This window comes from Cupriavidus taiwanensis LMG 19424 (assembly GCF_000069785.1).
Lineage (GTDB): Bacteria > Pseudomonadota > Gammaproteobacteria > Burkholderiales > Burkholderiaceae > Cupriavidus > Cupriavidus taiwanensis.
On record NC_010530.1, the window covers coordinates 801,668 to 825,340 of the forward strand.

At 69.8% G+C, this 23,673-nt stretch carries 26 protein-coding genes; 8 read left to right on the forward strand and 18 right to left on the reverse strand.

What is annotated here, in order from left to right:
* Positions 1–38 precede the first annotated feature (38 nt).
* The 3 genes from RALTA_RS19315 to flhC form a co-directional block, all read right to left on the reverse strand.
* Positions 39–917, reverse strand: a complete 879-nt coding sequence (locus tag RALTA_RS19315; protein WP_012355577.1) for a lipid A biosynthesis lauroyl acyltransferase — start codon at positions 915–917, stop codon at positions 39–41.
* A 431-nt stretch (positions 918–1,348) separates the two neighbouring features.
* Positions 1,349–1,747 (reverse strand): hypothetical protein, encoded by a 399-nt coding sequence (locus RALTA_RS19320; protein WP_041232487.1) that lies wholly within the window; start codon positions 1,745–1,747, stop codon positions 1,349–1,351.
* Between the two features lie 115 nt (positions 1,748–1,862).
* Entirely contained in the window at positions 1,863–2,480 is a 618-nt protein-coding gene (flhC, locus tag RALTA_RS19325) for a flagellar transcriptional regulator FlhC (protein WP_041232488.1), read from the reverse strand.
* A 331-nt stretch (positions 2,481–2,811) separates the two neighbouring features.
* On the opposite strand from flhC, the gene RALTA_RS19330 reads away from it, so the two are divergent.
* Together RALTA_RS19330 and RALTA_RS19335 are read left to right on the forward strand one after the other, a co-directional pair.
* Complete coding sequence (locus tag RALTA_RS19330) at positions 2,812–3,015, forward strand: hypothetical protein (protein WP_012355580.1); 204 nt, start codon at positions 2,812–2,814, stop codon at positions 3,013–3,015.
* A gap of 176 nt (positions 3,016–3,191) precedes the next feature.
* Positions 3,192–4,007 (forward strand): BON domain-containing protein, encoded by an 816-nt coding sequence (locus RALTA_RS19335; RefSeq protein WP_012355581.1) that lies wholly within the window; start codon positions 3,192–3,194, stop codon positions 4,005–4,007.
* 16 nt (positions 4,008–4,023) lie between these two features.
* On the opposite strand, the gene RALTA_RS19340 is transcribed toward RALTA_RS19335, so the two are convergent.
* The 8 genes from RALTA_RS19340 to RALTA_RS19375 all read right to left on the reverse strand — a co-directional run bounded on the left by RALTA_RS19340 (position 4,024) and on the right by RALTA_RS19375 (position 12,756).
* The gene (locus tag RALTA_RS19340; protein WP_012355582.1) at positions 4,024–4,863 is read right to left on the reverse strand and encodes an SDR family NAD(P)-dependent oxidoreductase; all 840 of its coding nucleotides are present in this window, start codon (positions 4,861–4,863) and stop codon (positions 4,024–4,026) included.
* A gap of 59 nt (positions 4,864–4,922) precedes the next feature.
* The gene (locus tag RALTA_RS19345; RefSeq protein ID WP_025581798.1) at positions 4,923–5,195 is read right to left on the reverse strand and encodes a hypothetical protein; all 273 of its coding nucleotides are present in this window, start codon (positions 5,193–5,195) and stop codon (positions 4,923–4,925) included.
* A gap of 88 nt (positions 5,196–5,283) precedes the next feature.
* The gene (locus RALTA_RS19350; RefSeq protein WP_012355584.1) at positions 5,284–5,775 is read right to left on the reverse strand and encodes an NAD(P)H-dependent oxidoreductase; all 492 of its coding nucleotides are present in this window, start codon (positions 5,773–5,775) and stop codon (positions 5,284–5,286) included.
* Positions 5,776–5,867: 92 nt separating this feature from the next.
* Positions 5,868–6,890, reverse strand: a complete 1,023-nt coding sequence (locus RALTA_RS19355) for a Bug family tripartite tricarboxylate transporter substrate binding protein (RefSeq protein WP_012355585.1) — start codon at positions 6,888–6,890, stop codon at positions 5,868–5,870.
* Between the two features lie 65 nt (positions 6,891–6,955).
* Positions 6,956–7,936, reverse strand: coding sequence for a Bug family tripartite tricarboxylate transporter substrate binding protein (locus RALTA_RS19360; protein ID WP_041232489.1), 981 nt, complete (start codon positions 7,934–7,936; stop codon positions 6,956–6,958).
* Positions 7,933–9,249: a DUF1254 domain-containing protein gene (locus tag RALTA_RS19365; protein WP_041232490.1), complete on the reverse strand. Its 1,317-nt coding sequence runs from the start codon at positions 9,247–9,249 to the stop codon at positions 7,933–7,935. The genes RALTA_RS19360 and RALTA_RS19365 overlap by 4 nt, the downstream gene beginning before the upstream one ends.
* Before the next feature lie 10 nt (positions 9,250–9,259).
* On the reverse strand, positions 9,260–10,573 hold the full coding sequence (locus RALTA_RS19370) for a DUF1254 domain-containing protein (RefSeq protein ID WP_012355588.1): 1,314 nt from the start codon (positions 10,571–10,573) through the stop codon (positions 9,260–9,262).
* Positions 10,570–12,756 carry an acetate--CoA ligase family protein gene (locus RALTA_RS19375; RefSeq protein ID WP_012355589.1) on the reverse strand — a complete coding sequence of 729 codons (2,187 nt, stop codon included), beginning with the start codon at positions 12,754–12,756 and terminating at the stop codon, positions 10,570–10,572. The genes RALTA_RS19370 and RALTA_RS19375 overlap by 4 nt, the downstream gene beginning before the upstream one ends.
* Positions 12,757–12,904: 148 nt before the next feature.
* On the opposite strand from RALTA_RS19375, the gene RALTA_RS19380 reads away from it, so the two are divergent.
* From RALTA_RS19380 to RALTA_RS19390, 3 genes are all read left to right on the forward strand, one after another.
* Positions 12,905–13,642, forward strand: coding sequence for a GntR family transcriptional regulator (locus tag RALTA_RS19380; RefSeq protein WP_025581786.1), 738 nt, complete (start codon positions 12,905–12,907; stop codon positions 13,640–13,642).
* Positions 13,643–13,754: 112 nt separating this feature from the next.
* Positions 13,755–14,108: a DUF2880 domain-containing protein gene (locus RALTA_RS19385; protein ID WP_012355591.1), complete on the forward strand. Its 354-nt coding sequence runs from the start codon at positions 13,755–13,757 to the stop codon at positions 14,106–14,108.
* Between the two features lie 177 nt (positions 14,109–14,285).
* Positions 14,286–14,768 (forward strand): DUF1579 domain-containing protein, encoded by a 483-nt coding sequence (locus tag RALTA_RS19390; RefSeq protein WP_012355592.1) that lies wholly within the window; start codon positions 14,286–14,288, stop codon positions 14,766–14,768.
* Positions 14,769–14,771: 3 nt separating this feature from the next.
* Here RALTA_RS19390 and RALTA_RS19395 read toward each other — a convergent pair whose 3' ends face one another.
* The 4 genes from RALTA_RS19395 to RALTA_RS19410 form a co-directional block, all read right to left on the reverse strand.
* On the reverse strand, positions 14,772–17,045 hold the full coding sequence (locus RALTA_RS19395; RefSeq protein ID WP_012355593.1) for a VTT domain-containing protein: 2,274 nt from the start codon (positions 17,043–17,045) through the stop codon (positions 14,772–14,774).
* A gap of 171 nt (positions 17,046–17,216) precedes the next feature.
* The gene (locus RALTA_RS19400) at positions 17,217–17,528 is read right to left on the reverse strand and encodes a hypothetical protein (RefSeq protein ID WP_012355594.1); all 312 of its coding nucleotides are present in this window, start codon (positions 17,526–17,528) and stop codon (positions 17,217–17,219) included.
* A 182-nt stretch (positions 17,529–17,710) separates the two neighbouring features.
* The gene (locus RALTA_RS19405; RefSeq protein ID WP_012355595.1) at positions 17,711–17,908 is read right to left on the reverse strand and encodes a hypothetical protein; all 198 of its coding nucleotides are present in this window, start codon (positions 17,906–17,908) and stop codon (positions 17,711–17,713) included.
* 207 nt (positions 17,909–18,115) lie between these two features.
* Positions 18,116–18,385, reverse strand: coding sequence for a DUF2188 domain-containing protein (locus tag RALTA_RS19410; RefSeq protein ID WP_012355596.1), 270 nt, complete (start codon positions 18,383–18,385; stop codon positions 18,116–18,118).
* 316 nt (positions 18,386–18,701) lie between these two features.
* Here RALTA_RS19410 and RALTA_RS19415 point away from each other — a divergent pair, with 316 nt between their 5' ends.
* A complete protein-coding gene (locus RALTA_RS19415) occupies positions 18,702–18,845 on the forward strand; it encodes an entericidin A/B family lipoprotein (protein WP_012355598.1) in 144 nt (47 codons plus the stop codon).
* Between the two features lie 61 nt (positions 18,846–18,906).
* On the opposite strand, the gene RALTA_RS19420 is transcribed toward RALTA_RS19415, so the two are convergent.
* The gene (locus RALTA_RS19420; RefSeq protein WP_012355599.1) at positions 18,907–19,893 is read right to left on the reverse strand and encodes an AraC family transcriptional regulator; all 987 of its coding nucleotides are present in this window, start codon (positions 19,891–19,893) and stop codon (positions 18,907–18,909) included.
* A 147-nt stretch (positions 19,894–20,040) separates the two neighbouring features.
* Here RALTA_RS19420 and RALTA_RS19425 point away from each other — a divergent pair, with 147 nt between their 5' ends.
* A complete protein-coding gene (locus RALTA_RS19425) occupies positions 20,041–21,219 on the forward strand; it encodes an acyl-CoA dehydrogenase family protein (protein WP_012355600.1) in 1,179 nt (392 codons plus the stop codon).
* Positions 21,216–21,800: a flavin reductase family protein gene (locus RALTA_RS19430; RefSeq protein ID WP_012355601.1), complete on the forward strand. Its 585-nt coding sequence runs from the start codon at positions 21,216–21,218 to the stop codon at positions 21,798–21,800. Before RALTA_RS19425 ends, RALTA_RS19430 begins: the two co-directional genes overlap by 4 nt.
* On the opposite strand, the gene RALTA_RS19435 is transcribed toward RALTA_RS19430, so the two are convergent.
* Positions 21,797–22,666, reverse strand: coding sequence for a DMT family transporter (locus RALTA_RS19435; RefSeq protein ID WP_012355602.1), 870 nt, complete (start codon positions 22,664–22,666; stop codon positions 21,797–21,799). The two genes, RALTA_RS19430 and RALTA_RS19435, sit on opposite strands and share 4 nt — an antisense overlap.
* Before the next feature lie 32 nt (positions 22,667–22,698).
* Positions 22,699–23,607, reverse strand: coding sequence for a 2-hydroxy-3-oxopropionate reductase (locus RALTA_RS19440; protein WP_012355603.1), 909 nt, complete (start codon positions 23,605–23,607; stop codon positions 22,699–22,701).
* Between the last annotated feature and the right edge of the window lie 66 nt (positions 23,608–23,673).

Below are 23,673 nucleotides of genomic sequence, written 5' to 3' on the forward strand. Positions count from 1 at the left end.
GACCGGCACGGCTGGCGCCGCCCCGCCGGCCGGCTGCGTCAGTACACCGGCGGCATGCCTTCCGGCCGGTTCTTGAAACGCCGGTGGATCCAGTAATACTGCTCCGGCATGGTGGCGATCTGGGTTTCGAGAAAGGCGTTCATGCGGCGCGAGTCCTCTTCGACGCAGCCGGACGGAAAGCCTTCCAGCGGGTCGAACACGCGCAGGCGGTAGCCGCGGTAGTCGGGCAGCACTTCGGTGGTGAAGGGCACCACGCGCGCGCCGGTCATGCTGGCCAGGCGCGAGGCCGAGGTCAGCGTGCACGCCGGCACGCCGAAGAAGGGCACGAACACCGAATCGTTGATGCCGAAATCCATGTCCGCCGCCAGCATCACCGGGCATCCGGCGCGCAGCGTGCGCACCACCTGCTTGCCGCTGCCGTTGCGCGGAATCATCTCGGCGCCGAAGCGCCCGCGCTGCGTGCGCGAGATCTGCTCCAGCAGCGGGCTGGACATGCGGGTGTACAGCGATGCCACGGGGTGGCGCATCGAATAGAACATGCAGCCGGCCTCGATGCCGACGAAATGAAAGCCCATGAAGATGGTCGGGTGCTCCGCGCACGAGGCCAGGTCGATGCGCGAATCGAGCTCGACCAGCTTGCTCAGCCGCTCGGCGTTGCCAAACCACTGCACGCCGCGCTCGAGGTAGCTGCGCAGGACATGGCCGAAGTGGTCGCGCGCCAGCTGCTCGCGCTTGCCGGGATCCATGTCGGGGAAGCACAGTGCCAGGTTGGTATGGACGATACGGCGGCGGCGGCTGGGAATGCGGTACAGCAGCCTGCCGATGGCATCGCCCAGCCTGGCGGTCACGCCGTACGGCAAGGCGGCGAAGAGCTTGAAGGCTGCGATGGTCAGCGCAGCCTGGAGCCGGTGCGTCATGAAGTTCCTGGAGGGCGGCAGCGGCGGTCGGGCGGGCCCGGGGCAGGCGGCTGCGCGGCAATGATTCGGCGCCACGCGGGTGGCGAGCGGCAAGCGCGCGGCAAGGCGCGAAGAGCAAGGGCCGGCTCCCGGCACATGCCGGCGCCTGGTGCGCACGGTGTGCGCGTCGGGGTGACATAGCGGGCGGTACGCTGGGCGGGCGGAATCTTGCCGCGCTGTTTCGGCCGTCCGGGTGCACCATGCGTCGCTGCGCACCGCTGTGCTGAGGGCGCACTGTAGCACGATGCCAGGGGGCCAGGAACTGCCGTTACCACCGGTATCAAACCGGCAACGCAGGGCGGTTGGGCAATGCCACGGCCCGGGCCGCTGCGGGCGCCCGGCGGCCTGGCGGCGAACAGGGTTGGCGGAGGATGGCGCAGGCCGCGGCGGGGTCAGCGTTGCCGCAGTTCGCCAAGGTAATAGTTGACCTCCGCCAGCAGCGCCGCGTGGAATTCGGCTGGCAGCACGTGGTCGTCGGTCAGCGACAGCAGCTGGTCGATGCGCTGGCGGAATTGCCGCTGCGCGCTCGCCCGCGCATCGGGCGGCAGCGCCACCGCCATGGCGCACAGCATTTCGCGCATCACCAGCAGCCGGGCGCCGTACTGGATCATGGCGTCGCCCTGGGTCTTGAGGTTCTGCGCAAGCTGTTCGGGCATGCCCTGGCGCGTTGCGCTGGCCTGGGGGCGGGGCGGTGTCGGCGGGGACTCGCCGCGCGGCTCGCCATGCGCCTTGCCGCTGGCCTCGGGCGTTGGAGAGCCCAGCATCCTGCCGAGCATGGGGATCTTGAACATGGGCGAGGCTCCGGGAGCGCCGGCGGCGGGGTGGTCGGGTGTATCCATCATGGAAGCGAGCGGGGTGGCCGGACTGTGCGCCAGCAGACAATGGGACAGGGGGTACCGGCGGCCTTCATGCGCCGGCCAGCACGCGTTCGCCGGCTGGCCCCGGTTTGCGGCCCTTGCCCGCCCGCGCGGGCGGCAGGCACAGGCCGCAGGTGTAGCGCTGGCGTGCATCGTGGGCGTGCACCACGAACTCGCCATGACAACCCTGGCAGCGCGCCAGTTGCAGCATGCCGCGCTCATAGAAGCGGACCAGCATCCAGGCCCGGGTAAAACTGAGCTGTGCGGCCTCGTTGGTGACACACAGGTGCTCGCGGTACATGCGGAATCCGGACAGGGTGGCACGGATGCCGCTCAGGTGGCCGGCACGGACCATGAAGCGGTACGCGGCGAGCAGCATCGAGGCATGGGCGTTGGGACGCCAGGTCAGGAACCAGTCGGTCGAGAACGGCAGCATGCCCTTGGGCGGCGATACCCCGCAAAGCTCCTTGTACAGGCGCACCAGCCGTACGCGCGGCAGCGACACTTCCGCCTCCAGCACCTGGAGGCGCGCACCCAGGCCGATCATCTCGACCGCCAGCCGGGTTTGCTCCATGTCGTGCAGCACGCCGTTGCGGCCGGGCCCGGGCCGCGTGCCGGACGCCCGCGCAACGGAGCCGCCCATCGCGGCGACAGGGTATGTGTCCATGGTCTCCTCCTGCCCGGAGCGTGTCGCGCCGCGGCGCTGTCCGCAGGCGTCACGCGGGATCCGGCTTTTCGTAGTAGGGACGGATTCTTGGAGCGGAGTCCGCCTATAACCGTGATTTTTGTCAACAATCGTATTTCCACGATCGACGGACTTACGTTGTTGGGGTGGTTTGTTGGCGCATTTTGTCGGAGCCGCGCCGGCGCTGCCACGGTGTCGGGGCTTCATCCCGCAGGACTGTAGGAGAAGCGCCCACACGCTATCGGACAGACGCCGATTTAACGGTTCTGCCCATGGGCTACGCTGCAATAACACCAACGACAGGGAGCAACCCATGGCTGCAAACTTCCTGATCAGGCAGACCGCGCAAGGCTGGGAGCTGACGGTCGAACGCGCGCGCAAGGGCCTGGTCCATTGCGACGACCGCGATGTCGCCGTCAACATCGGCATGGCCGCGGCCAGGCGATGCGGTGTCGTGCTGATCATGAATGAAGACGAGGACGATGCCCCGCACGGCCTCACTCCCCTGGCCGCCTGACGCGGCAATCCGGTTGCAAGACAACGGCGGGTGCCCTTTGCTGATGGCGCCCGCCTTTGCATTGGTGCGGGGTGCGCGCAGCCATCCATGCCTGCCAATGGTATGGAACTTGCGCCCCCGGTGACTGGCTGCGCGGCTTCCAGGTCGCGCCGGAAGTTCAACCCTTGGAGACAGCGATGCATCCGTTCCGACATGAAGGTGGCGGCTCCTGGTGGCCTGACGACCGCAACGCCGGGGAAAACCGCGGCCGCGGCGACGACCCACGCGGCTATGGCGAAGGCCGCTATGGCCAGCGCGGCGGCCCCGCGCACGACTACGGCGAAGGCCGTTATGAAGGCCGCCAGCGGCACGACGGCGGCGTGCGCGAGCAGGGTTATTACGGCGGCCGCGCCAGCCCCGCGCAGCGAGTCTGGGAATCCTCCGCGCAGCGCCCGCCATGGGAAGAGGACGAAGCATGGCGGCGCGGCAGCGAGGTTCGCGACGAATGGGGCGACGGCGGGGGCGGCAGCCGCGGCCAGGCGCCGCGCGAGAGGCTCCGTGGCCGCGACCGCGTGGGGCCGAAGGGCTATCAGCGCAGCGACGAGCGCATCCGCGAAGACATCTGCGAACGGCTTGCGCATGCGCACCATGTCGACGTGCGCGACGTGGAAGTCGAAGTGCAGGGCGGCGTGGTGCGGCTGACCGGCAACGTGCGCGACCGGCGCCAGAAGTACTGCATCGAGGACATCGTCGACGATGTCTTCGGCGTGCAGGAGATCCACAACGCGGTGCGCCTGGGCGCGCCGGGCGCGTTCGGCGTGTCGGGCATCACCGAAGGGGCGCAGGGTGGCGCGCAAGACGGGCGCTCCGGGGAGGGGCACGTCAGCGGCATCAGCAGCTCGGGCAGCGCCACCGGCGCCTCCGCCAGCAGCTATGGCGGCGGCATGGAAACCGGCAGCGGTGGCCCCGGCCAGGGGCGCGACAGCACGGGCGGCACCACGCGCATGGGTTGACAGCCCGGCGGTAACGCTATGGCGCCGGCGGGTCTTCCGTCTGCGCTGCTCGCGTGTTTGCCGGGGCCTCCTGCGGCTCGGCCATGCGGCGGTGCTGTTCGGCCAGCACGTCCGCCGGCGTCACCATGGCGAGCGCGGCGAGCAGCTTGTTGTGCCAGCCGGGTACGACCTCGCCCTCGCCGCGCATCGTGGCATCCAGGCCGATCCGGGCCACCTCGGCGGGATCGGCCTTCTTCTGCTGGCCGAGCCCGGTATCGAGCAGGCCCGCGCGCTCGAAGAATTCCGTGTCGGTCGCACCCGGCATCAGGCAGGTGACCGACACGCCGCTGTGCTGCAGCTCATGGCGCAGCGCATAGGAGAACGAGTCCAGGAAAGCCTTGGATGCGTTGTAGACGGCATTGCAGGTGCCCGGGACAAAGCCTGAGATCGATCCCGTGATCAGGATGCGTCCTTCGCCCTGCGCGCGCATGATCCGGCCGACCCGGTGCAGTAGGTGCAGGGTGCCGGTCACGTTGGTCTCGACCACGCGCTGGATATCCGCGAAGTCCTGGTCCAGGAAAGCGTGGCCCAGCCCGCGGCCGGCGTTGGCGCACAGCACGTCGACGCGGCGCCCGCCCAGCGCGGCGCAAACCTGCCCGACGCCGTCGGGGGTGGACAGGTCCGCCAGCACCGCCGTCACCTCGGCGCCTTCGCCGCGCAGTTGCTGCGCGGCGATTTCGATTTGCGGCTCGTCCGCAGCAATCACCAGGTCATAGCCACGGCGCGCGCAGCAGCGCGCCAGCTCGTAGCCGATGCCGGAGGACGCTCCGGTCACGACGGCGAACGGTCCGGTACGTCGAGGCGCAGTGTCAGGCACCAGATCTCCTGTCAGTCATGGCCCGTTTTTACTGTGGCGTTGTAAGGATTAGCGACGCATCAACCCACCCGCCGCCAGGTGCGCACCGCCATCCAGAGGCCCAGCAGCGCCACCAGCGTGACCACGACTGCCAGCGTCACCGCCGTGCCGGGGCCGAGCCCGCCGAACCACGCATAGGCATCGGAACGGCGCCACAGTGCCCAGGCGAGCGTGGCGGTGGCCACAACCAGCGCGGTATGGGTCAGGGCATCGACCACGCGCATCAGCCCGCGCGCCGTGCCGCCTAGCGGATCGCGCCGGGCTTCTGAAGCAGTGATTTCGGGGTCGTCCATCGCATGCGGCCGGAAAGTGGGATGCAGTGGACGTGCAAGTCCCGTTCCCGGTCGTCATGCACCGAGGCGGCCGGATCGCCGCGGGTGCTCAGAACACCCCCAGGCCCAGGCCCGCGGCCAGTCCCTCGCCGAGTTCGGCGCAGCGCGCCAGGTCTGCCGCTTCGATGTGCTTGGGAGCCAGGATGCGTTCCGGCGTCTGCGCGTGCGTGCAGACGATCAGCCCGGGTGCGACGGGGTTCAGGCGCCAGCCGGTGGCGATGCGCTCGAGCTGGCGCAGCGCGTTCTGGCCGTCGCTGCCGGCGCAGATCATGGCGGCATAGGGCCGGCCGTTGATGCGGTCCAGCGCTGCGTAATAGCAGCGGTCGAAGAAGTCCTTCATCATGCCCGCGATCGCGGCCAGGTTCTCCGGGGTGGCAAACAGGTAGCCGTCGGCGGCCAGCACATCGTCGGGGCCGGCCTCGGCGGCGGTCTTGAGCACGACCGTGACACCGGGCTGCCGGCGGGCTGCGTCGGCGGCGGCCGCGGCCATCTGGCGCGTGCCTCCGGTCATGGTGTGGTAGACGATGAGCAGCGTTTTCATGCGAGCGTTGGGCCATGTGCAACCGCCTGGCGCACATGGCCGACTGTATCACGGCGGTTAGGCTGCAGCGCGCACGGGCCACCCGGCGCGCCTCAGTCCAGCGTCACCCCCGTATCCGCTGTCAGCTTCAGCACCACCGGCAGGTAGGCCTTGTAGGCCGCCTCCGCCTGTGCCGGGGTGGTGCCCAGCGGCTCCGCGCCCATGTCCGCGATGCGCCGCTGCATGTCGGCGCTGGCGACCAGGCTGGCGGTTTCGCGGCCGAGGCGGTCGATGATGTCCTGCGGCGTCTTGGCGGGCGCCATCAGCGTGATTGGGCCGGTCAGCCGGAACGGCTCGTCGGCGTAGCCGGCCTCGGTGAAGGTCGGCACGTCCGGCAGTGCCTGCGCGCGCCGCGTGCCGGTCACCGCCAGCGGGCGCAGCTTGCCGGTGGCGAAATGCTGCTTGAGCGCGGTCACCGAGCCCACCGTCACGTTGACCTGGCCGGCCAGCAGGTCGGTCACCATCGGTCCTTCGCCCCGGTAGGGCACATGCAGCATGTCAATCTGGTACTGCCTGGCGAAATAGGTCTGGATCGTGTGCGGCTGCGTGCCCGCGCCCCATGAGCCCATGCGCAGCTTGCCGGGCGAGGCCTTGGCATAGGACAGCAGCTCGGCCACGGTCCTGGCCGGCACGCTGCTGTTGACCGCGAGCACGGTGCGCGCGGTGGCGATGTCGGAGACCGGGCGCAGGTCGGTGCGGGGATCGTAGGGCAGCTTCTTGTACAGCGCCAGGTTGGATGTGATCGGGCCGGGAATGGTCATCAGCAGGGTGTAGCCGTCCGGCGCGGCCTTGGCGACATAGTCGGTGCCGATGATGCCGCCGGCGCCGCCCTTGTTCTCGACCACCACCGTCTTGCCGAGCTGGCGCGACAGGCCGTCGCCGACAGCGCGCGCCAGCGTGTCGGTGAGGCCGCCCGGCGGATAGGCGACGATCAGGTGGATGGGCTTGGCCGGGTAGGCGCCCTGCGCCGGCGCCGCAACGGGCGCGACGGCCAGGGCCGCGGCGCCGAGCCACGGCAGCACGGCCAGTAGCAGCTTGCCGCGCTGCCGCGGAGAAAAACGCGCAACGGTCATCATGATGGCTTGGTCTCCTTTCTATGTAATGTCATGGCTGGACTGCCTCGGGCGCATGCGCGGGTACGCTAGTCCAGCTTGATGCCGCGGACCTGGATCAGCTTGCCCCACTTGCCGATCTCCTGGTCGATGAAGGCCGAGAAGGTGCTGCCGCGCTCGGGATGCGGCTCCAGACCCAGGCCTAGCAGCTTGTTGCGGGTTTCGGCATCGGCCAGCACCGCCGACGCTTCCCGGTTCAGCCGCTCGGTGACGGCGGGCGGCGTGCCGGCTGGCGCCACCAGCCCGAACCAGCCGTAGCCGACCATGCCCGGGTAGCCCTGCTCGGCGAAAGTGGGCGCATCGGGGTACACCGGCGTGCGCTGTTCCGAGGCCACCGCCAGCACGCGCAGCTTGCCGGCCTTGATAAAGGGCAGCGCCGAAGTGATGGCGGTCAGCGTGGCATCGGCGCGGCCTGCCAGCAGTTCGGTGTAGGCGGTGGCGTCGCCGCGGTAGTGGACGCTCAGCAGCTTGAACTTGCCGACCTGCCCGAACAGTTCGGCGGTCAGGTGCGGGCCCGAACCCGCGCCCGGCGAGGCCACCGTCACGCCGTCGGGCTTTTCCCGGGCCATGCGCACGAAATCCGCCACGGTGCGCGCCGGCGAGTTCGCATTGACGATCAGGAAGATCGGCCCCAGGACGCGCGGCCCCACCGCGACGAAGTCCTTGTGCACGTCATAGCGCTGCGCAATGCCCGCGGCGGTGTTGATGGCGAAGGGCGCGGCCGCCCACAGCAGCGTATAGCCGTCCGGCGTGGCATGCGCCACGTGCTCGGTGGCCAGGCGCGTGCCGGCGCCAGGCTTGTTCTCGACCACCACTTGCTGGCCAAGCCGGGCGCCCAGCGCGTCGGCCAGGATGCGCGCCGAGATGTCGTTGGAACCGCCGGCGCCGTAGGGCGACACCAGCTTGACCGGCCGCGACGGATACGCCTGCGCCTGAGCCTGGCCGACCAGGCAAAGCAGGGCCGCGCCGGCCGTCAGCACGGCTTTGGCGAAGACAATGGTTCGGTTCATGACGGGTCCTTGATGCGGCGAATGGCGGGGTAGCGGAAGGTGCGGTCCAGGTGCGTGGCGCCGGGAACGTACAGGCGCAACGCCACATAGAACGGTTCCGGCGGCGCAGGCAGCCAGTTGCCGGTATCGGCGGCGTCCGCCGGTGCGCACGCCCCCAGCACGATGCGCAGGCTGCCATCGGGCGCCGTGCGGAGGCCCGGCGAACGGTCGCCCAGCGAATAGCGCTGCAGCGGGTTCTCCGCCAGCATGCAGTCCGATTTCCGGTACATGGTCAGCGACCAGAACGCGCCGACCTGTGGCAGCCCTTGCGCGGGGAACACCAGTTCGTACTGGTGCGTACCGTCCAGCGGCAGGCCATCGGCATCGCAATCGGCCATCAGGTACATGGCTTCCTCGATGCCCAGCGCGCCGATGTAGTTGCGCGCCACCTCGGCACGCAGCGCGTAGTGCGCGCCGAAGGAGGTGCGGATTTCCACCGGCAGAAACCAGCCGCCGCCCAGCGCGGAAGCTTTGGGCGCGGCCAGTTCGGCATCGACATGCGCAAGCGCGGCCGCCAGCGCAGTGCGTTGCGTCGGCGTCAGCGGCGTCGCGCTGCCGATGCCGGCGGCGGCGAAGCGGCGCACCAGGTCCGCTTCGGTGGCCGGCGGCGGGTTCTCGGCCAGCATGCGCCCGACGATGGCGGCGTAGCGGTCCGGGTCGCCCGGGCGCTCGCCGGCGTGCATGCCGGCGTCGATCACGCTCGCGGCGGCAGTGCCGTCGGGCCGGCGCAGGCGGATGCCGTCCTGCAAGGCATGCGCGCCCGGCAGGTCGGCGTCGCCGTCGGCCAGGATGCGGCCGATGATCCAGACCGCATCGGTGGGGCAGGCCAGCGGTGTCGCGCCCGCCGGCAGCTCGCCGCGCCAGGCCGGCCCGTGCAGCAGCCAGGTGCCGCCGTGCTTGCCGGTGGTGCGGGTGCCGATGTAGCCGAACGGGTTGGTATAGGCGTCGAGCAGCCCGAGCACGTAGTAGCGGCCGTGGCAGTCCGGCACGTCCAGCAGCAGCGGGCCGCGCGACAGGTCGAGCCAGGCGTTGGTGTAAAGCGTGTCGTTGTTCGGCGTGACGACCTGCCGGTGTTGCGGGCCGAGCAGCGCGCGCACATGCGTGACGGTGTTGATCCAGCGCAGGGTGGAGTCCGGGCCGTCGCCGGCGAAGGTGCCGACGCTGTCGCGCCGCGGGCAGGTGGCGGCACGCATGCGCGCCATCTCGTACAGCGGCAGCGTGTAGCGCACGGCGTCGCGCGCGAGCGCGTCCAGGGAAGTGTCGTGGTTGGCCATGCCGGCTCCTTCAGGCAATGCGCCGCAGCGGCGGGATCACGTACGCTCCGGCCATGAAGCCGTCGGTGGGGTGGTACAGGCGCAGGATCAGGTAGAACGGCGCGTCCGGTGCCGGCAGCCAGTTCTCCTGCGCCTGCGCGGGACGCTGTTGCGAGATGGTCAGCGTGAGCCCGCCATCGGCGTCGTATTGCAGCCCCGGGCTGCGGTCGCCCAGCGCATAGCGGCCGATCGCGTTGTCGGTGAAGAAGCGGTCGGCGCCATACAGCGAGACCGACCAGAATGCCTGCGCCGGCGGCAGGTGTCCGGCCGGGAAGTGCAGCGCGTAGGTATGGCGGCCATGCAGCAGCTCGCCGTCGGCATCGTAGTCGGCGGCGGCATAGACCGCTTCGTCGGCGCGCAGCGCGCCCAGGCCCTTCATCGCGGTCACGGCGCGCTGCATCCAGTCGTCGCCATAGCGGCCCAACTGCAGGCTGTAGGTCCAGCTCTTGCGCGCATGGCTGCGGGTGTTGGCTTCGATCAGCGCCATGCCTTCGCGCCAGGCGCGCACCAGGCCCTGCTGCACCGCGGGCCGCAGCGCGGCCACGTCGACCGGCTCGCCGGCGCGCACGCCGCACTTGCGCAGCAGCGACAGCAGGCCCGCGGCGGAAGCCTCGGCCGGATATTCGCGCAGCGCGTTGAAGACGTTGGCGAAGAAGTCGAGCGCCGGTTCGCCGCCTTCGTGCCAGTCGCGCACGCAGTCGGGTTGCTTCGCGCTGCCGCCCGACAGGCGGAAGCCCTTTTCGAAGGCGCTGGCGGCTGGCAGGTCGTCGGTGCCGGTCACCAGCACGCGGCCCAGCAGCCAGACCAGCGACGTAGGGCAATGCACCACGTGCGCCCCGTCGGCATGCTGGCCCGGGCCGGCCAGCACGATGTCGGCGCCCGCCGCCGGAACGTTGCGCGGGCCCAGGTTCTCGAAGTTGTTGGTCCAGGCGTCGAGCAGTTCCACCACGTAATAGCGGCGCGCATCCGGGAGTGCCGGCACGTGCAGCGTGACAGGGCCGTCGGCCAGGTTGACCCAGGCACAGAAGTAGAGCAGGTCATTGGCCGGCGTGACGATGTCGCGGTCGCGGTGCGTCCACGGCTGCGTGCTGGCCGACAGCGTGTTCACCGGCGCGCGCCCATAGCCGGTGGCTTGCGTCACCGAAGTCTGCAGCCGGCACGTGCGCAGGCTTTCAAACAACGGATACGTGGCCAGCACCAGCGGCAGTGCCGCCGCGGCGGTCAGGGCTTCCTGCGGGGTGTCGACGGGAGCGCCGGCAAGAAAGGGCGCAGCGGGTTGGTTCATCGGGTGGTCTCCTGGGTTTGTGTTTCTGCGTGGCTGTCAGGGTCTGCCGCATGCAGGGTCACCACGGCATCGGCGGCGACCACGCCGCGGGCGGTGACGATCAGCGGATTGATTTCGAGCGTGTCCAGACGCGGGCCCAGCGCGGCCGCGGCCTGCGAGACCCGCACCAGCACCTCGGCGACGGCCTCGGCATCGATGGCGGGATGGCCACGGTGGCCCGACAGCAGGGCCTCGGCACGGCTTGCGCGCAGCATGGTGCGCGCACGGGCAGGGCTGAGCGGCGCCAGGCCGAACGCGGTCTGGCGGAAGATCTCCACCGCGGTGCCACCGATGCCGGCCAGCGCCACCAGGCCGAACACCGGGTCGCGCCGTACCCCCACCATCAGTTCGCCCCAGCCGCGCACCATGCCGGCGACCAGCGCGCCGTCAAAGCGCGCGGGCGTGCCGTGGCTGGCCGCGGCGGCCTGCACCTGGGCAAACGCGGCGCGTGCCGCGCGCGCGTCGGCTACGTTCAGCACCACGCCGCCGACGTCGCTCTTGTGCAGGATGTCTGGCGAGCACAGCTTGATCGCGACCGGATAGCCGATGGTGTCGGCGATGCGCGCGGCCTCGTCGGCATCGCGCGCCAGGCCGTGCGGCGCGGTGGGAATGCCGCACGCAGCCAGCCATTGCATGGCTTCGAACTCGGACAAGGCGGTGGTGCCGGGCGGGACATCGGGAACGGGCAGGCTGCCCGCGGAGGCCGCTGCCGGGATGGGCGCCTGTGCCGCCGCGGCTTGCGCCGCGGCACGGGCCAGCACGGCCACGGCCTGCACCGCGTGCGCCGGTTCGCGGAACACCAGCGCGCCGCGCGCTTCCAGCCAGCGGCGCTTGTCGTCGCCGACCAGGCCGCTGAACAGCAGCGGCGCCGCGTTGCCGCTGCGGTGCAGGGCGTCGACGGTGTCCTGCAGCCCGGGCCAGATCCGCGGCGCACCCACGCCGCCGGCGAGGAAAGCCACCACGCTGCCGTAGTCCGGGCTTTGCGCGGCGGCGGCAATGGCGTCCAGCAATACTTGCGGCTGCGCCACCACCTGGCCGGTGACGTCGATGGGGTTGGCGGTGCTGGCGAACGGAATCGCGCTGCGCAGCGCCGCGGCTGCGGCTTCGGGCATCGGGGGCAACGGCAGGTCCAGCGCCTCGGCCTGGTCGGCCATCATGATGCCGACGCCCCCGGAGACCGTGACCAGCGCGACCGGGGTGACGGCATTGCCCGGCTCCTTCGCCGAAGGCTGCCACCGCGTCGGACGGCGCCCGCGCGACAGCACGTAGCCGAGCCGGAAAAAGTCATCGAGCGTATCGGCGCGGAACACGCCGTACTCATCGAACACCGCCTGGTAGACCGCGTCCTCGCCCGCCAGGCTGGCGGTATGCGATTGCGCCGAACGCGCGCCGGCCTCGGTGGTGCCCACCTTGGTCACCACGACGGGCTTGCCCGCGGCGCGCGCGGCCGCCAGCGCGCGTCGCAGGCGGGCGCCGTCACGGCAGCCTTCCAGGTAGGCGAGGATCACGCGCGTGGCATCGTCGCGGGCCAGCCATTCGATCACGTCCGCCACATGCAGGCCGGCCTCGTTGCCGGTGGTGACCCAGTGGCTCAGGCCCAGCGCGGCCTCGCGCGCCAGCGCGAAGGCATAGGCCCCGAAAGCGCCGCTCTGGCTGACCAGGCCGACATCGCCGACCGGCGGCAGTCCGCTGAGCGGAATCGGCGAGAAGGTGGCGAACACGCGTTCGCGCAGGTTCATCGCGCCCAGGCAGTTCGGGCCCAGCAGCGTGATGCCATGGGCCTGCGCCAGCGCCGCCAGTTCGGCCTGCAGCGCGATGCCATTGCCGCCGGTCTCGGCAAAGCCCGAGGTGAAGCACACCGCGGCACGCGTGCCGTTGCGCGCCAGCTGACGCATGGCATCGAGGCTGGCGCCAACCGGCACCGCCACGATGGCAAGGTCGGCCGGCGCGTCCAGTGCGTCCAGCGAGGGCACCGCGGCCAGGCCCTGCACTTCGCTTGCGGTCGCGTGAACCGGGACGATGCGTCCGGCGTATCCCAGCTCGCTCAGCAGCCGCACTGGCATGCCGCCCACCTTGTCCGGCTGCGTGGAAGCGCCGATCACGGCGATGGTGCGCGGTTGCAGCAGCGCGCTCAGGTCTGGCATCGGTGGTCTCCGTATGCGTGCGCCATCGCGTCATCTCCCTCGAACGCTGGCGCGCGTGTTGTCATTGGACTGTGCCGCTCATGTTGTCATGACATGTTATGATGAGTCAATGTTGTTATGATAAGTAGATGCCCGCATGGGCCCTCCCATGAATCCGCCGAATCTCGTGACAACCAGTTCACTGCCTCGCTTCAAGCAGATCGAAGGCGCGCTGCGCCAGCGCATCGTCAACAACGAATGGACCCCGGGCATCAAGCTGCCGTCGGAGTCCGAACTGATGGCCGAGTTCGGTGTCAGCCGCATCACCGTGCGCCAGTCGCTGGCGTCGCTGCTGGCGGAGGGACTGATCGAAACGGTCCACGGCAAGGGCAGCTTTGTCAGCCGCCCCGCGGGCCAGGCAGACCTGGGGCCGCTGACCGGCTTCTATGACTACATGCGCGCCCGTGGCCACGAAGCGCACGGCAAGCTGCTGTCGACGCGGCTGGTCACGGCGCCGGCCATTGCCGCGGATGCGCTGCGCGTGCCGCCCGGCAGCAAGCTGCTGAGCGTGACCACGCTCAAGTCAGTGGCCGGCACGCCGGTGGCGGTTGGTGTGACCATGGCGCCCGAAGCGTTGATGCGCGCCATCCTCGAGCACGACCTGGAAAACAACGACGCGCTGATGATCGTGGAGGCGCGCCTGGGCTACCGCCTCAAGTACCTGCACACGGAAAGCGCGGCGATCCCCGCCACCGCGGAAACCGCGCGCCGCTTGAAGGTCGGGCCGGGCGAGCCGTTGCTGCGCATCCGCTTCACGCCCCATGACATCGACGACCGGCCGCTGGCGTACTCGGAATTCATGTTCCGGGGCGACAAGTTCACCTACAAGGCCTGCGTGCGGCGTTAGGGCCGCTGCTGTGGCGGCAAGGGAACTTTCGCAGGCGCGCCGCGGCCTGAACTGCATCGGCGCCGGCGCCAGCGAGGTGCGGCCCGGCGCCGTCCAGTCGCAGGAGTCCAGGATGCTTTCGCCGCTTTCCCCACGTTTGCTGTCCACCGTGCTGGCGGTGGCGTTGTCCGCGGCGGCCGCGCCGGCCGCGCTCGCGGCCCCGCAGGAAGCCCCCCGGGCGCCCGGCAAGGAAGGCGCGCCCGAGGCCGCCTGTAAGCACGCGGTCAAGGCGGCACTGCCCAATCCGGCCAGCTTCAAGTGGGTCGGCGCTACTGCCCGCCAGATCGACAAGGACCACTACAGCGTGGTCGCCGATGTCGAATACCTGGCCCAGGACGGCGCCGTCCGTGAAGCCATGGTCCAGTGCGATGTACGCCGCGAGCAGGGCAACCGCTTTGCCGTACCGAAGTTGCGGCTGCCGCAGTAACCGACTTCCTGGCTCGCCCAAGCGTCTCCCTGCAAATTAATGTGGACACTGTCCATTTCGTTTGCTAGTCTATGTGGACGGCATCCACAAGTGCTTGCGGCAGGCGCCGCTTTCGGGGTGCTTTCCGGGTGCTTTCAGGCTGAACACCCGCGTGATATCCCTCACTGGAGACCAAACATGCAAATCGAAGCACAAAAGGAGCACCGCTGGCTGCAACGCCTGATTGGCAACTGGATCGGCGAGGGCGAGGCCGTCATGGGACCGGACCAGCCGGTGCAGACCTGGCAGATTCCCGAGCGGGTAAGCGGAATCGGCGACGTCTGGGTGCAGTGCGTGGCCCAGGGCGACATGCCCGGCTGCGGCCCGGCCGCCACGGTCATGACGCTGGGCTACGATCCGGCGCGCAAGCACTTTGTCGGCACCTTTATCGGCTCGATGATGACCCACCTGTGGGTCTACGAGGGCGACCTCGACGAGGGTGGCCAGCAACTGACGCTGCGCGCCCAAGGGCCGGATTGCTCGGGCAATGGCCGCATGGTGCAATACCGCGACGTGATCACGTTCCGCGACGACAACCACCGCGAACTGACTTCCTACATGCAGGCAGAGAACGGCGAGTGGACGCAGATTGTCAAGGCCACCTACCGCCGCCAGCCCTGAGTTTCAGGAGCGCTCCCCCGCCATCCGTGCCAGCCGCGACAAGCGCGAGCCGGGGCCGGGCGGGTCGTCGTGGCGGCTGCGCCGCAGCCGCGCCGCATTGCGCCGGCGCCGGCGGCGCAGCAACAGCAGCAGCGATGCAGGCACCAGCAGCACCAGCGCCAGCAGCACAAAGGTGACCAGCCCCGGCTCTCGCGCCGCCGCGGCGACCCGGTCGACCAGCAAGGCGCTGACCACGATGCCTGGCAGCATCCCCAGCGCGGTGCCGATCAGGCAATCGCGCAAGCTGATGCGCGAGGCGCCCACCAGCAGGTTGACCAGCGAAAACGGTGCGATCGGCACCAGCCGCAACACCACCATGGCGACGATGCCGTGCTTGCCCAACTGGTGGCTGACGCGGTTGAGCCGCCTGCCGCCAAAGCGGCGCACGGCGTTGCGTCCCAGCAGCCGGCCGGCCAGGTAGCCCGCCCCGGTGCTCAGCACCGTGCCGCCTAGCGCCAGCACGGCGCCGTAGAGCGGGCCGAACACCACCACCGTGACCAGGATCAGCAGCGTCACGGGCAGCATCGTCACCGCACCGGCCAGGTAGACCCCCATCATGGCCAGCGGCGCCAGCGGCATCTGGTCCACCCGCTCGATGACGCCCAGCAGGGCCCGGAAGTCCGCCCACTCGCGCAGCGGCGTATAGCGCCACGCAAAGGCCAGCCCCGCCATCAGCAGGGCCAGCACCACCATCAACCCCAGGCGCCCGAGCACGCGCGGGCGCGCCTCGTGGCTGACGAACTCGGCCAGTACCTGGTCGCTGTCGATGGGCTCGATCGGGTCCAGCAGGTTGGCGGCCGGTGACGCGGCATCGACGTCGTCGGGCAGCGGTGGCACATAATCTTCCAGCGAGCGCCCGTCGCTGCGCTGCAGGTTGCGGATTGCGCCGAGCACGCTGCGCGTGGCGGCGACCTCGGCCTGGAACACTTCGGGCGATACATCCAGGTGTTCGCCCAGCAGGCGCGCCCGCATGGCGGCAATGGCGGCCTGGATGCGCGGCTCGCCGCCGGAGACCACCACGATGTTGCACTCGGTGTCGAGCCCCAGCGAGCGGTTGCTGAGGTTGGCGGAACCGATGGTGAGGAAATCGTCGTCGATCACCGTCACCTTGCTGTGGACGTTGACGCAGTTGGGCAGCAGGTTCGGAATCGTCGGGCAGTACAGGCGGAAGCGGTCGAACTTGTCGGCCGCGCGCAGCTGCCGGTAAAGGCGTGCGCGCAGCACGCCCATGCTGTGCGCCTCGAGCCAGCCGCTCTCGTTGCGGCGCGACACCAGCACGATATCCGGGCCGTCCTCGTGCCCCAGCCGCGCGGCCAGGGCCTTGGCGATCACGCCCGAGCTGAAGTACTGGTTTTCCATGTAGATGCTGTGCCTGGCGGAGGCGATGGCATCGCGCAGCAGCATGCGGATCTCGCTGACGCCGGGTTCGTCCTCGCACATGGGCATGGTGCGGGAGATGCCCACGCGCACGTCGGTCAGCTCGGGCACCAGGCTGGGCGGCCACGGGTCCGACGCGGTGGGCGCTACCGGGCGCGGGTGGCTGCCGCTGGCGCGCAGCCAGCGCTCCGCGCACAGCTTGCCGAGCGCCGCGGCCGCGTTGCCGTCGAGCGCGCACTGCACGTCATGGAACGGCGGGTAGGGCCGGCCCTCGGCCATGCGCAGCGGCGCCCCCGGCGCGTGCCGGTTGTCGTCCCAGCGGCGCAGCGTCAGGTCCAGCCCGCCGACGAAGGCAACCTTGTTGTCGAGCACCACCACCTTCTGGTGGTGCGATGCGCCCGGCGGATGATTGCCGTCCAGCCGGAACGACAAATGCCGGTGCGCCTGCCAGTGCGCGCTGGCCGACGGCAGCCATTCCCGCTCCATCGCCATCACCATGGCGTAGTCCCAGCTCAGGATGTAGATGCGCAGGTTGGGTCGGCGGTCGGCCAGCGCGCAGAGGAAGTCGCGCAGACCGGGCGGCAGGCCATCCTGCGCCCCGGCAGGGACCAGTTCCATGCGGCTGTCGATGTCCCAGCCCAGGATGAAGATGGTGTGCTCGGCCAGCGGCAAGGCCTCGCGCAGCGCGCGGAAATAGGCGTCGGCGTCGACCAGCATGGCAAAGCGCCGGCACGGTTCGACGCGCCAGCAATTGCGCCCGGGCTCAAGCGCGAAGCCGGGCGGCGAGGCGGGATCATGCGGTGGCGGCGACGCCGGGGGCGCGGGGAACGCCGTGGTGCCGGGCGGATTGTATTGCCTCATTGCGCACGCTCAGGGAAGCGAAAACCATAGCCTGATGCGTAGCGCAAGTTCCGTACCCTGCGCAAGGGCGCGCCGTTTCCGCACCAGGCGCGGCCTTTGCGTGTGCGCCTTACCGGCCTTTGTAAGAACGGCACGCGCGCAAGCCGGTGTGCCCGGCGGGCGCCTGGCGTGTCAGGGAGCGTGTCCGCGCCGCAGCGTGGCCGGGCGGGAGATGCCCCAGACATCCAGCAGCGGTTCGAAGTGCGGGGTGTTTTCGCGCGGGGCGGGCGTGACGCGCCGTGGCGGCGGCAGCGGCCGGCCAGTCAGCATCAGCGGGGTATCGGCCTCGGGCGGCAGTTCAGGCTCGCCTTCATAGGCCACGACGCCCATCTGGCGGGCGGATTTGAGCGCGCGGGTCAGTTCAGCGGGGCTCAGGCGGCTGGCGGTGGCAAGCCGGTGCCGGGGCATGGGCCCATTGGCACGCAGGCTGGAAATCAACGCCATCACGCATTCCCGGGTGGTTCGATTCATGTCGCTGCGTCAGAAAAAGGGTGCGGCAGCGAACCCGCCGATCGGGTCCCTTGCCTGCGGATAACCATTCTTTAGCAGGGGTCATGGTCTTGCCAACCCGATATGACACTTGTTCACAATCCTCCCATGGAAGGCATTGTCTTCACGATAAGGCATCAGTGCCGGGTTTTGGGGTCGCCGGTGGCAAACCGGGTTGGCGCGCCGTCATGCCCGCTCAGCATCGAGCCATGGCGGCGCCACTTGCGGGCGTGGCGATCCTGGATGTCTTCGGCAAGATCGTGCAGTTCCGCCACCCTGGCGTCGAGCGGGTCGGGATAGATGTCCAGCGGGCGGTATCGGAGAAGAAAGCGCATGACGGGTCTCGGTTGTCCTGGTCGCAGGCCAGTGGCCTGACTCCAGTATTGGCGGTGGACCCGGTGTTTTCAGCAGAAGATGCGCAGCACTTTGATGGGACTCAATGCATCCGGCGCAATGAACTGTTGCGGCCCGCCGTATCGGCGGGCACGCAAGGCAATAGTGGTGGCCGGCACCTCGCCAAGACCGGCCATCGAGGGATGACGCTAGCGGCCGAGGCGGTTGCCGCGCGTGTCGCGGCAGTAGATCTTGCGTTCGCGCACCAGGCCGTCGCGGCCATGGATGCACAGCGAGACGCCGTCTTCGCGGGCACGCATCCAGCCGGCGGCAATCGCGGCTTCCTGCGTCGGGAAGTGCAGTGCCGCGTCGTCGGGGCCGCTTTCTAGGCCCTCTATCGTAAGCGCCCATTGCCCATCGCTGGCGCATTCGCTGTCGCCGGTCGTGGCGGGAAGCACGTGGATGCTGCGTGACGTCATGGTGTTCTCCGTGATGGCTGGCAATGACACTTGGGTTTTAAGGGATCCCGCGCCGGCGGGCTATCGGACGCTGTCCTACAAGCATATTCGGGGCCAGACTGCACACCGCGCGCGGCACCGCCCTGGTGCGGCGCCTGCCGCCGCGCCATGTCGCGCATTCTGCTGACATCGCGGTAGGACGAATGCCGACTTTTCGGGCCGCCGCGGATTGCTACGATCCAATTGCCGGTTGGGCAACAGGCTGCCCGGTCAAGCCATTCCGAGCTCTTCCATCCCGGCGGCGCATGCCGCATCCACACGAAGCAAGGAGATCATCATGAGAAAGCTATACGCACTGTTTGCCCTCGCCGGCATGCTGCTGGTCACGGGTTGCAACACCATGGCTGGCGCCGGCAAGGACATCGAGCGCGGCGGCGAGAAGGTGCAGGGCGCTGCGGAAAGCACCAAGCAGAAAATGTAAGCCACTGGCGGCCGCCGGTGGCCAGTGGACGGCCCGTGCCCCAGGCGCGGGCCGTTTTCGTTCATGCGTGCGCCGCTTCGGTGCAGTTGCGGCGCCAGCTTGCAGGGGGCAGACCGAACTCGCGCTTGAAGGCCCGGCTGAAGGCGGCCTCGGAGTCATAGCCGACGGCGCCGGCGACCTCGCTGATAGTGCGGTTGCCGCTGCGCAGCTCCGCCGCGGCGGTGCGCAGGCGCCAGTGCGCGAGGTATTGCATCGGCGGCTGTCCGAGCAGGTCGGTGAAGCGCTGCGCCAGCGCGGAGCGCGACAGGCCGACGTTGCCGGCCAGTTCGTCGACGGTCCACGGATACGCCGGCCGGGCATGCATGCGCGACAGCGCACGTCCGACATAGCGGTCGCGCAGCGCCGCCAGCCAGCCGCTTTCATTCGCTGGCAGGGTGTCGATGCAGCGCCGCACCGCCTGCACGAAGAGCAGTTCCGACAGCTTGGCCAGCACGGTGGCGCTGCCGGCGCGCGGCTCCGCCGCTTCCGAGGTGGCGAAGGCGAGCGCCGACGCCAGCCACGCCGATTCCAGCCCCGTGCCCAGCGCCACCTTGAACAGCCGCGGCAACGACGTCAGCAGCGGATTGCCCATGGTGTCGTCGAAGCCGAGGAAGCCGCAGACCATGCGCGTGTGTTCGCCGCCGCCGCCGTACGAGACCCGCATGACTTCGCCGGGACTGTTGCGCAGCAGGTCATACACCAGCGGCGCCGACGGCAAGGGCTGCAGATGGAGGTCGCTGCCGAGTACATGCGGCTCGCCCTGCGGCACGACCAGCAGTTCTCCGGCCTCCACGCGCAGGCCGGGGCCGGTGTCCTCCACCAGGCGCGCCCAGCAGATGCCTTCCGTGATCAGGTGGTACGAGACGACGCGGTCGGCGCGCGGCAAGAACGCGGCGCGCAGTTCAGCATCGGCTTCACTGATCAGGCACCACGGTGATTTGAATTCGCCGTTCAGGAACACGGCACCGCTCAGTTGCACGGCGCGCAAGAGGTCGGACAAGGCATCCATGGCCACATTCCTCCAGATCCGGGGTTTCGCGCAAGAAAGCCGGACGCCCGATCATACGGGCGAGGGGACCGGGCTCCGATACTAGCACCGTGCCCGCGGCGGTACAACGGCGCGGGACACGCACTATGACTGGACGGAGACAACACCATGGAAACCCTTTCCGCAGCGGATGCCAGCGCCGGCGCGCAGGCCGACTGGGTCGGCCTTGCCGCCACGCTGGGCCGCACCTTCGATGGCCGCGCGCCCGAGATCGACGCGAGCGAGCAGTTCGTCAGTGCCAACTATGACGACCTGCGCGCGCACCGCTTCTTTGCCGCGGCGGTGCCGCAGGAGCTGGGCGGCGCCGGGCTGTCGCACCAGGAGCTTGGCGCGGTGCTGCGCGAACTGGGCAAGTACTGCGGCTCGACCGCGCTGGCGTTTGCCATGCATACGCATCCGGTGGCCACTGCCGCGTGGCGCTGGCGCAATCAGCAAGCGCCGGTGGAGGGGCTGCTCAAGCGCGTCGGCGCCGAGCAGATGGTGCTGCTCGGCAGCGGTGGTTCGGACTGGCTGCAGGGCAGCGGCAAGGCCACGCGCGTGGACGGCGGCTATCGCGTGGACGCGCGCAAGATCTTCGCCAGCGGCGCGCCGGTGGCGGACCTGTTCATGACCTGCGCGGTCTATGACGATCCCGAGGCCGGCCCTACCGTGCTGCATTTCGCGTTGCCGATGAAGACGCCTGGCGTGCGCGTGCTGTCGAACTGGCACACGCTGGGCATGCGCGGCACCGGGTCGCACGATGTCATGCTGGAAGGTGTGCTCGTGCCCGACACCGCCGTTGCCGCACGCCGTCCGCAAGGCGTCTGGCATCCGATGATGCATACGGTGGCGATGATCGCGTTGCCGCTGATCTATGCCGTCTACGTCGGCATCGCCGAGGCCGCGCGCGATATCGCGCTGCAGCTGGCGCGGCAGCGGCGCCTGAACGCGCATGCGGTCGAGGCCGCGGGGCGCTTGTGCAATGAAGCGGATGCCGCGCAGCTGGCGCTCGATGCGATGTTCGCGGCCGCTACAGGTCCGGCACCCGGCGCGGTAACGACCAACCGCATCATGAGTGCGCGCACGCTGGCGGCGCGCGCGGTGCTGGCGACGGTGGAAGCGGCGATGGACCTGGCCGGCGGCGCGGGCTTCTATCGCGATGCCGGGCTGGAGCGGCGCTTCCGCGACGCGCAGGGCGCGCGCTTTCATCCGCTGCAGGCCGGGGCCCAGCAGGAGTACGCCGGACGCATGGCACTGGGGCTGGATATCGATGCGCCGCCCGGCGAGGTGCGGACGGCCGCGCAATGATGTCCGCCCTGGCCCAGCTCTCCTACGACACCGAGGCCTGCAATGACAGCGGCCAGGGGGACGATGCCGCCGCCATCGGCCGCGATGGCGCGGCGCGCCGCGCCTTGCGCGATGCGCTGGGGCAGTTTGCCACCGGCGTGACGGTGGTCACGGCCGCCGGCGCCGACGGTCGCGCGGTCGGCGTGACGATCAACGCGTTCGCTTCCGTGTCGCTTGCGCCGCCATTGCTGCTGTGGTGCCTGGCACGCAGCTCGGGCAGCCTGCCGGTGTTGCGCGCCGCCCCCTGCCACGCGATCAACGTGCTCGGCAGTGACCAGCTCGAGGTGTGCCGGCGCTTCGCGGCGCGTGGCGATGATCGCTTCGCCGGCATCGCCCATCGTTCCGGCCCGTGCGGCACGGTGCTGATCGACGGCACGCTGGCCTACTTTATCTGCCGGCACCGCTCGGTGCGCGCGGTGGGCGACCATGTGCTGTTTGTCGTCGAAGTCGTGGCCTATGGCGCGTCGCCGGGCACGCCGCTGGTGTTCCATGGCGGCGCCTTTGCCGACGCGCGGTGCGGGCGCGAACCGCGCGCGGGCTAGGCGCGCTCGGCCCGCTTGCCCAGGATCACCAGCGCGATGCCGCCCAGCACCGCCGCCGCGCTCAGCGCCAGGCGCAAGGTCAGGGCTTCGCCGAGCAAGGCGATGCCCCCCACCGCGGCGATGACCGGCACGCTCAGCTGCACGGTGGCCGCGGTCGACGCGCGCAGGCGCGGCACCGCGGCGTACCAGATCACATAGCCCAGCCCCGAGGTGAGGGCGCCGGAAACCACCGCATAGGCAAGCCCGGTGCCATCCAGCGAGCGCTGCGCCTGGATCGCGGCACCGAGCGCCAGCGCCATGGGCACGGCGCGCACGAAGTTGCCCGCCGTGGTCTCGACCGGGTCCGCGGCGCGCCTGCCATGCAGCGAATAGATGCCCCAGGCGATGCCCGCCGCGATCATCAGCAGCGATGAGGCCAGCGGCGGCGTCGCGAGGCTTGGCAGCATCAGCCAGACCAGGCCTGTCAGCGCCAGCGCCAGGCCGGCCCACTGCTGCAAGCGCAGCGGCTCGCCGGCATAGAGCCCGTAGCCCGTCATGGTGGCCTGCACCGCGGCAAACAGCAGCAACGCCCCGGTGCCGGCGCTCAGCCGCTCATACGCGAACGAAAATGCCGCGGCATAGCAGAACAGGGCCAGTGCCGATAGCCAGTTGCCGCCCAGCGTCCTGGCGCCGGCGCCCTTGCGCCCGGCCTGCCGCCGCGCCATCACGATCAGCCACAACACCGCCGCCGCGGCCGCGACGCGCGCCAGCGTAAACGTGCCGGCATCGATGGTGGTGCCTTTCAGCGCCAGCCGGCACAGCAGCGAATTGCCGGCAAATGCCAGCATGGCCAGCGCGGTCAGCAACGCGGTGCTTGCGTGCGGCATGCCGTCCAGCCCGTGCGCTAGCCATCCGGCAATCAGCCGGCGGAAGGCGTGTCGCCGATGGCAAACGAGGACAAATGCTCGATCGCCCTGACCAGCCCGGAATGGTCCCAGGCCGCGCCACCCAGCCCGTTGCAGACGTTGAACAGCTGCTGGCACGACGCGGTATTGGGCAGGCCCACGCCAAGCTCGCGCGCGGTCGACAGCGCCAGCTCCAGGTCCTTCTGGTGCAGCGCGATGCGGAAGCCCGGGTCGAAGGTGCGCCGGATCATGCGCTCTCCATGCACCTCGAGAATGCGCGAACTGGCAAAGCCGCCCATCAGCGCCTCGCGCACGCGGGCGGGGTCGGCGCCCGCGCGGGCCGCCAGCACCAGCGCCTCGCTGACCGCCTCGATGGTCAGCGCCACGATCACCTGGTTGGCCACCTTCGCCACTTGCCCGTCGCCGGCCGCGCCCACGCGCGTGATGTTCTTGCCCATCAGCTGCAGGATGGGCAGCACGCGGTCGAACACTTCCTGCTTCCCGCCCGCCATGATCGACAGCGTGCCCGCCCTGGCCCCGACTTCACCGCCCGACACCGGCGCGTCGATGTAGTCGGCGCCAATGGCCTCGATGCAGCGCGCGAACTCGCGCGTGGCGATTGGCGAGATCGAGCTCATGTCGATCACCGTGACGCCGCCCGCGGTATCGGCCAGGCCGTCGGCGACGCCGCGCTCGCCGAACAGCACCTTTTCCACGTCGGGCGTGTCGGGCAGCATCAGGATGATGGTCTCCGACTGCTTCGCCACGTCCTCGGCGCTGGCACAAGCCTTCACGCCGGCATCCTGGAGGTCTTGCGGCACGCCGCTGCGGCTGTGGGCGAACACGGCATGCCCGCCGTCCAGCAGGTGCCGCACCATGGGCTTGCCCATCACGCCAAGTCCGATAAAGCCGATCTTGCTCATGTCAGTGTCCGGTAGGGATTCAGCATGGATCCCGGGGTGCCTGGCGCACCGCTGGGCGCATATCTG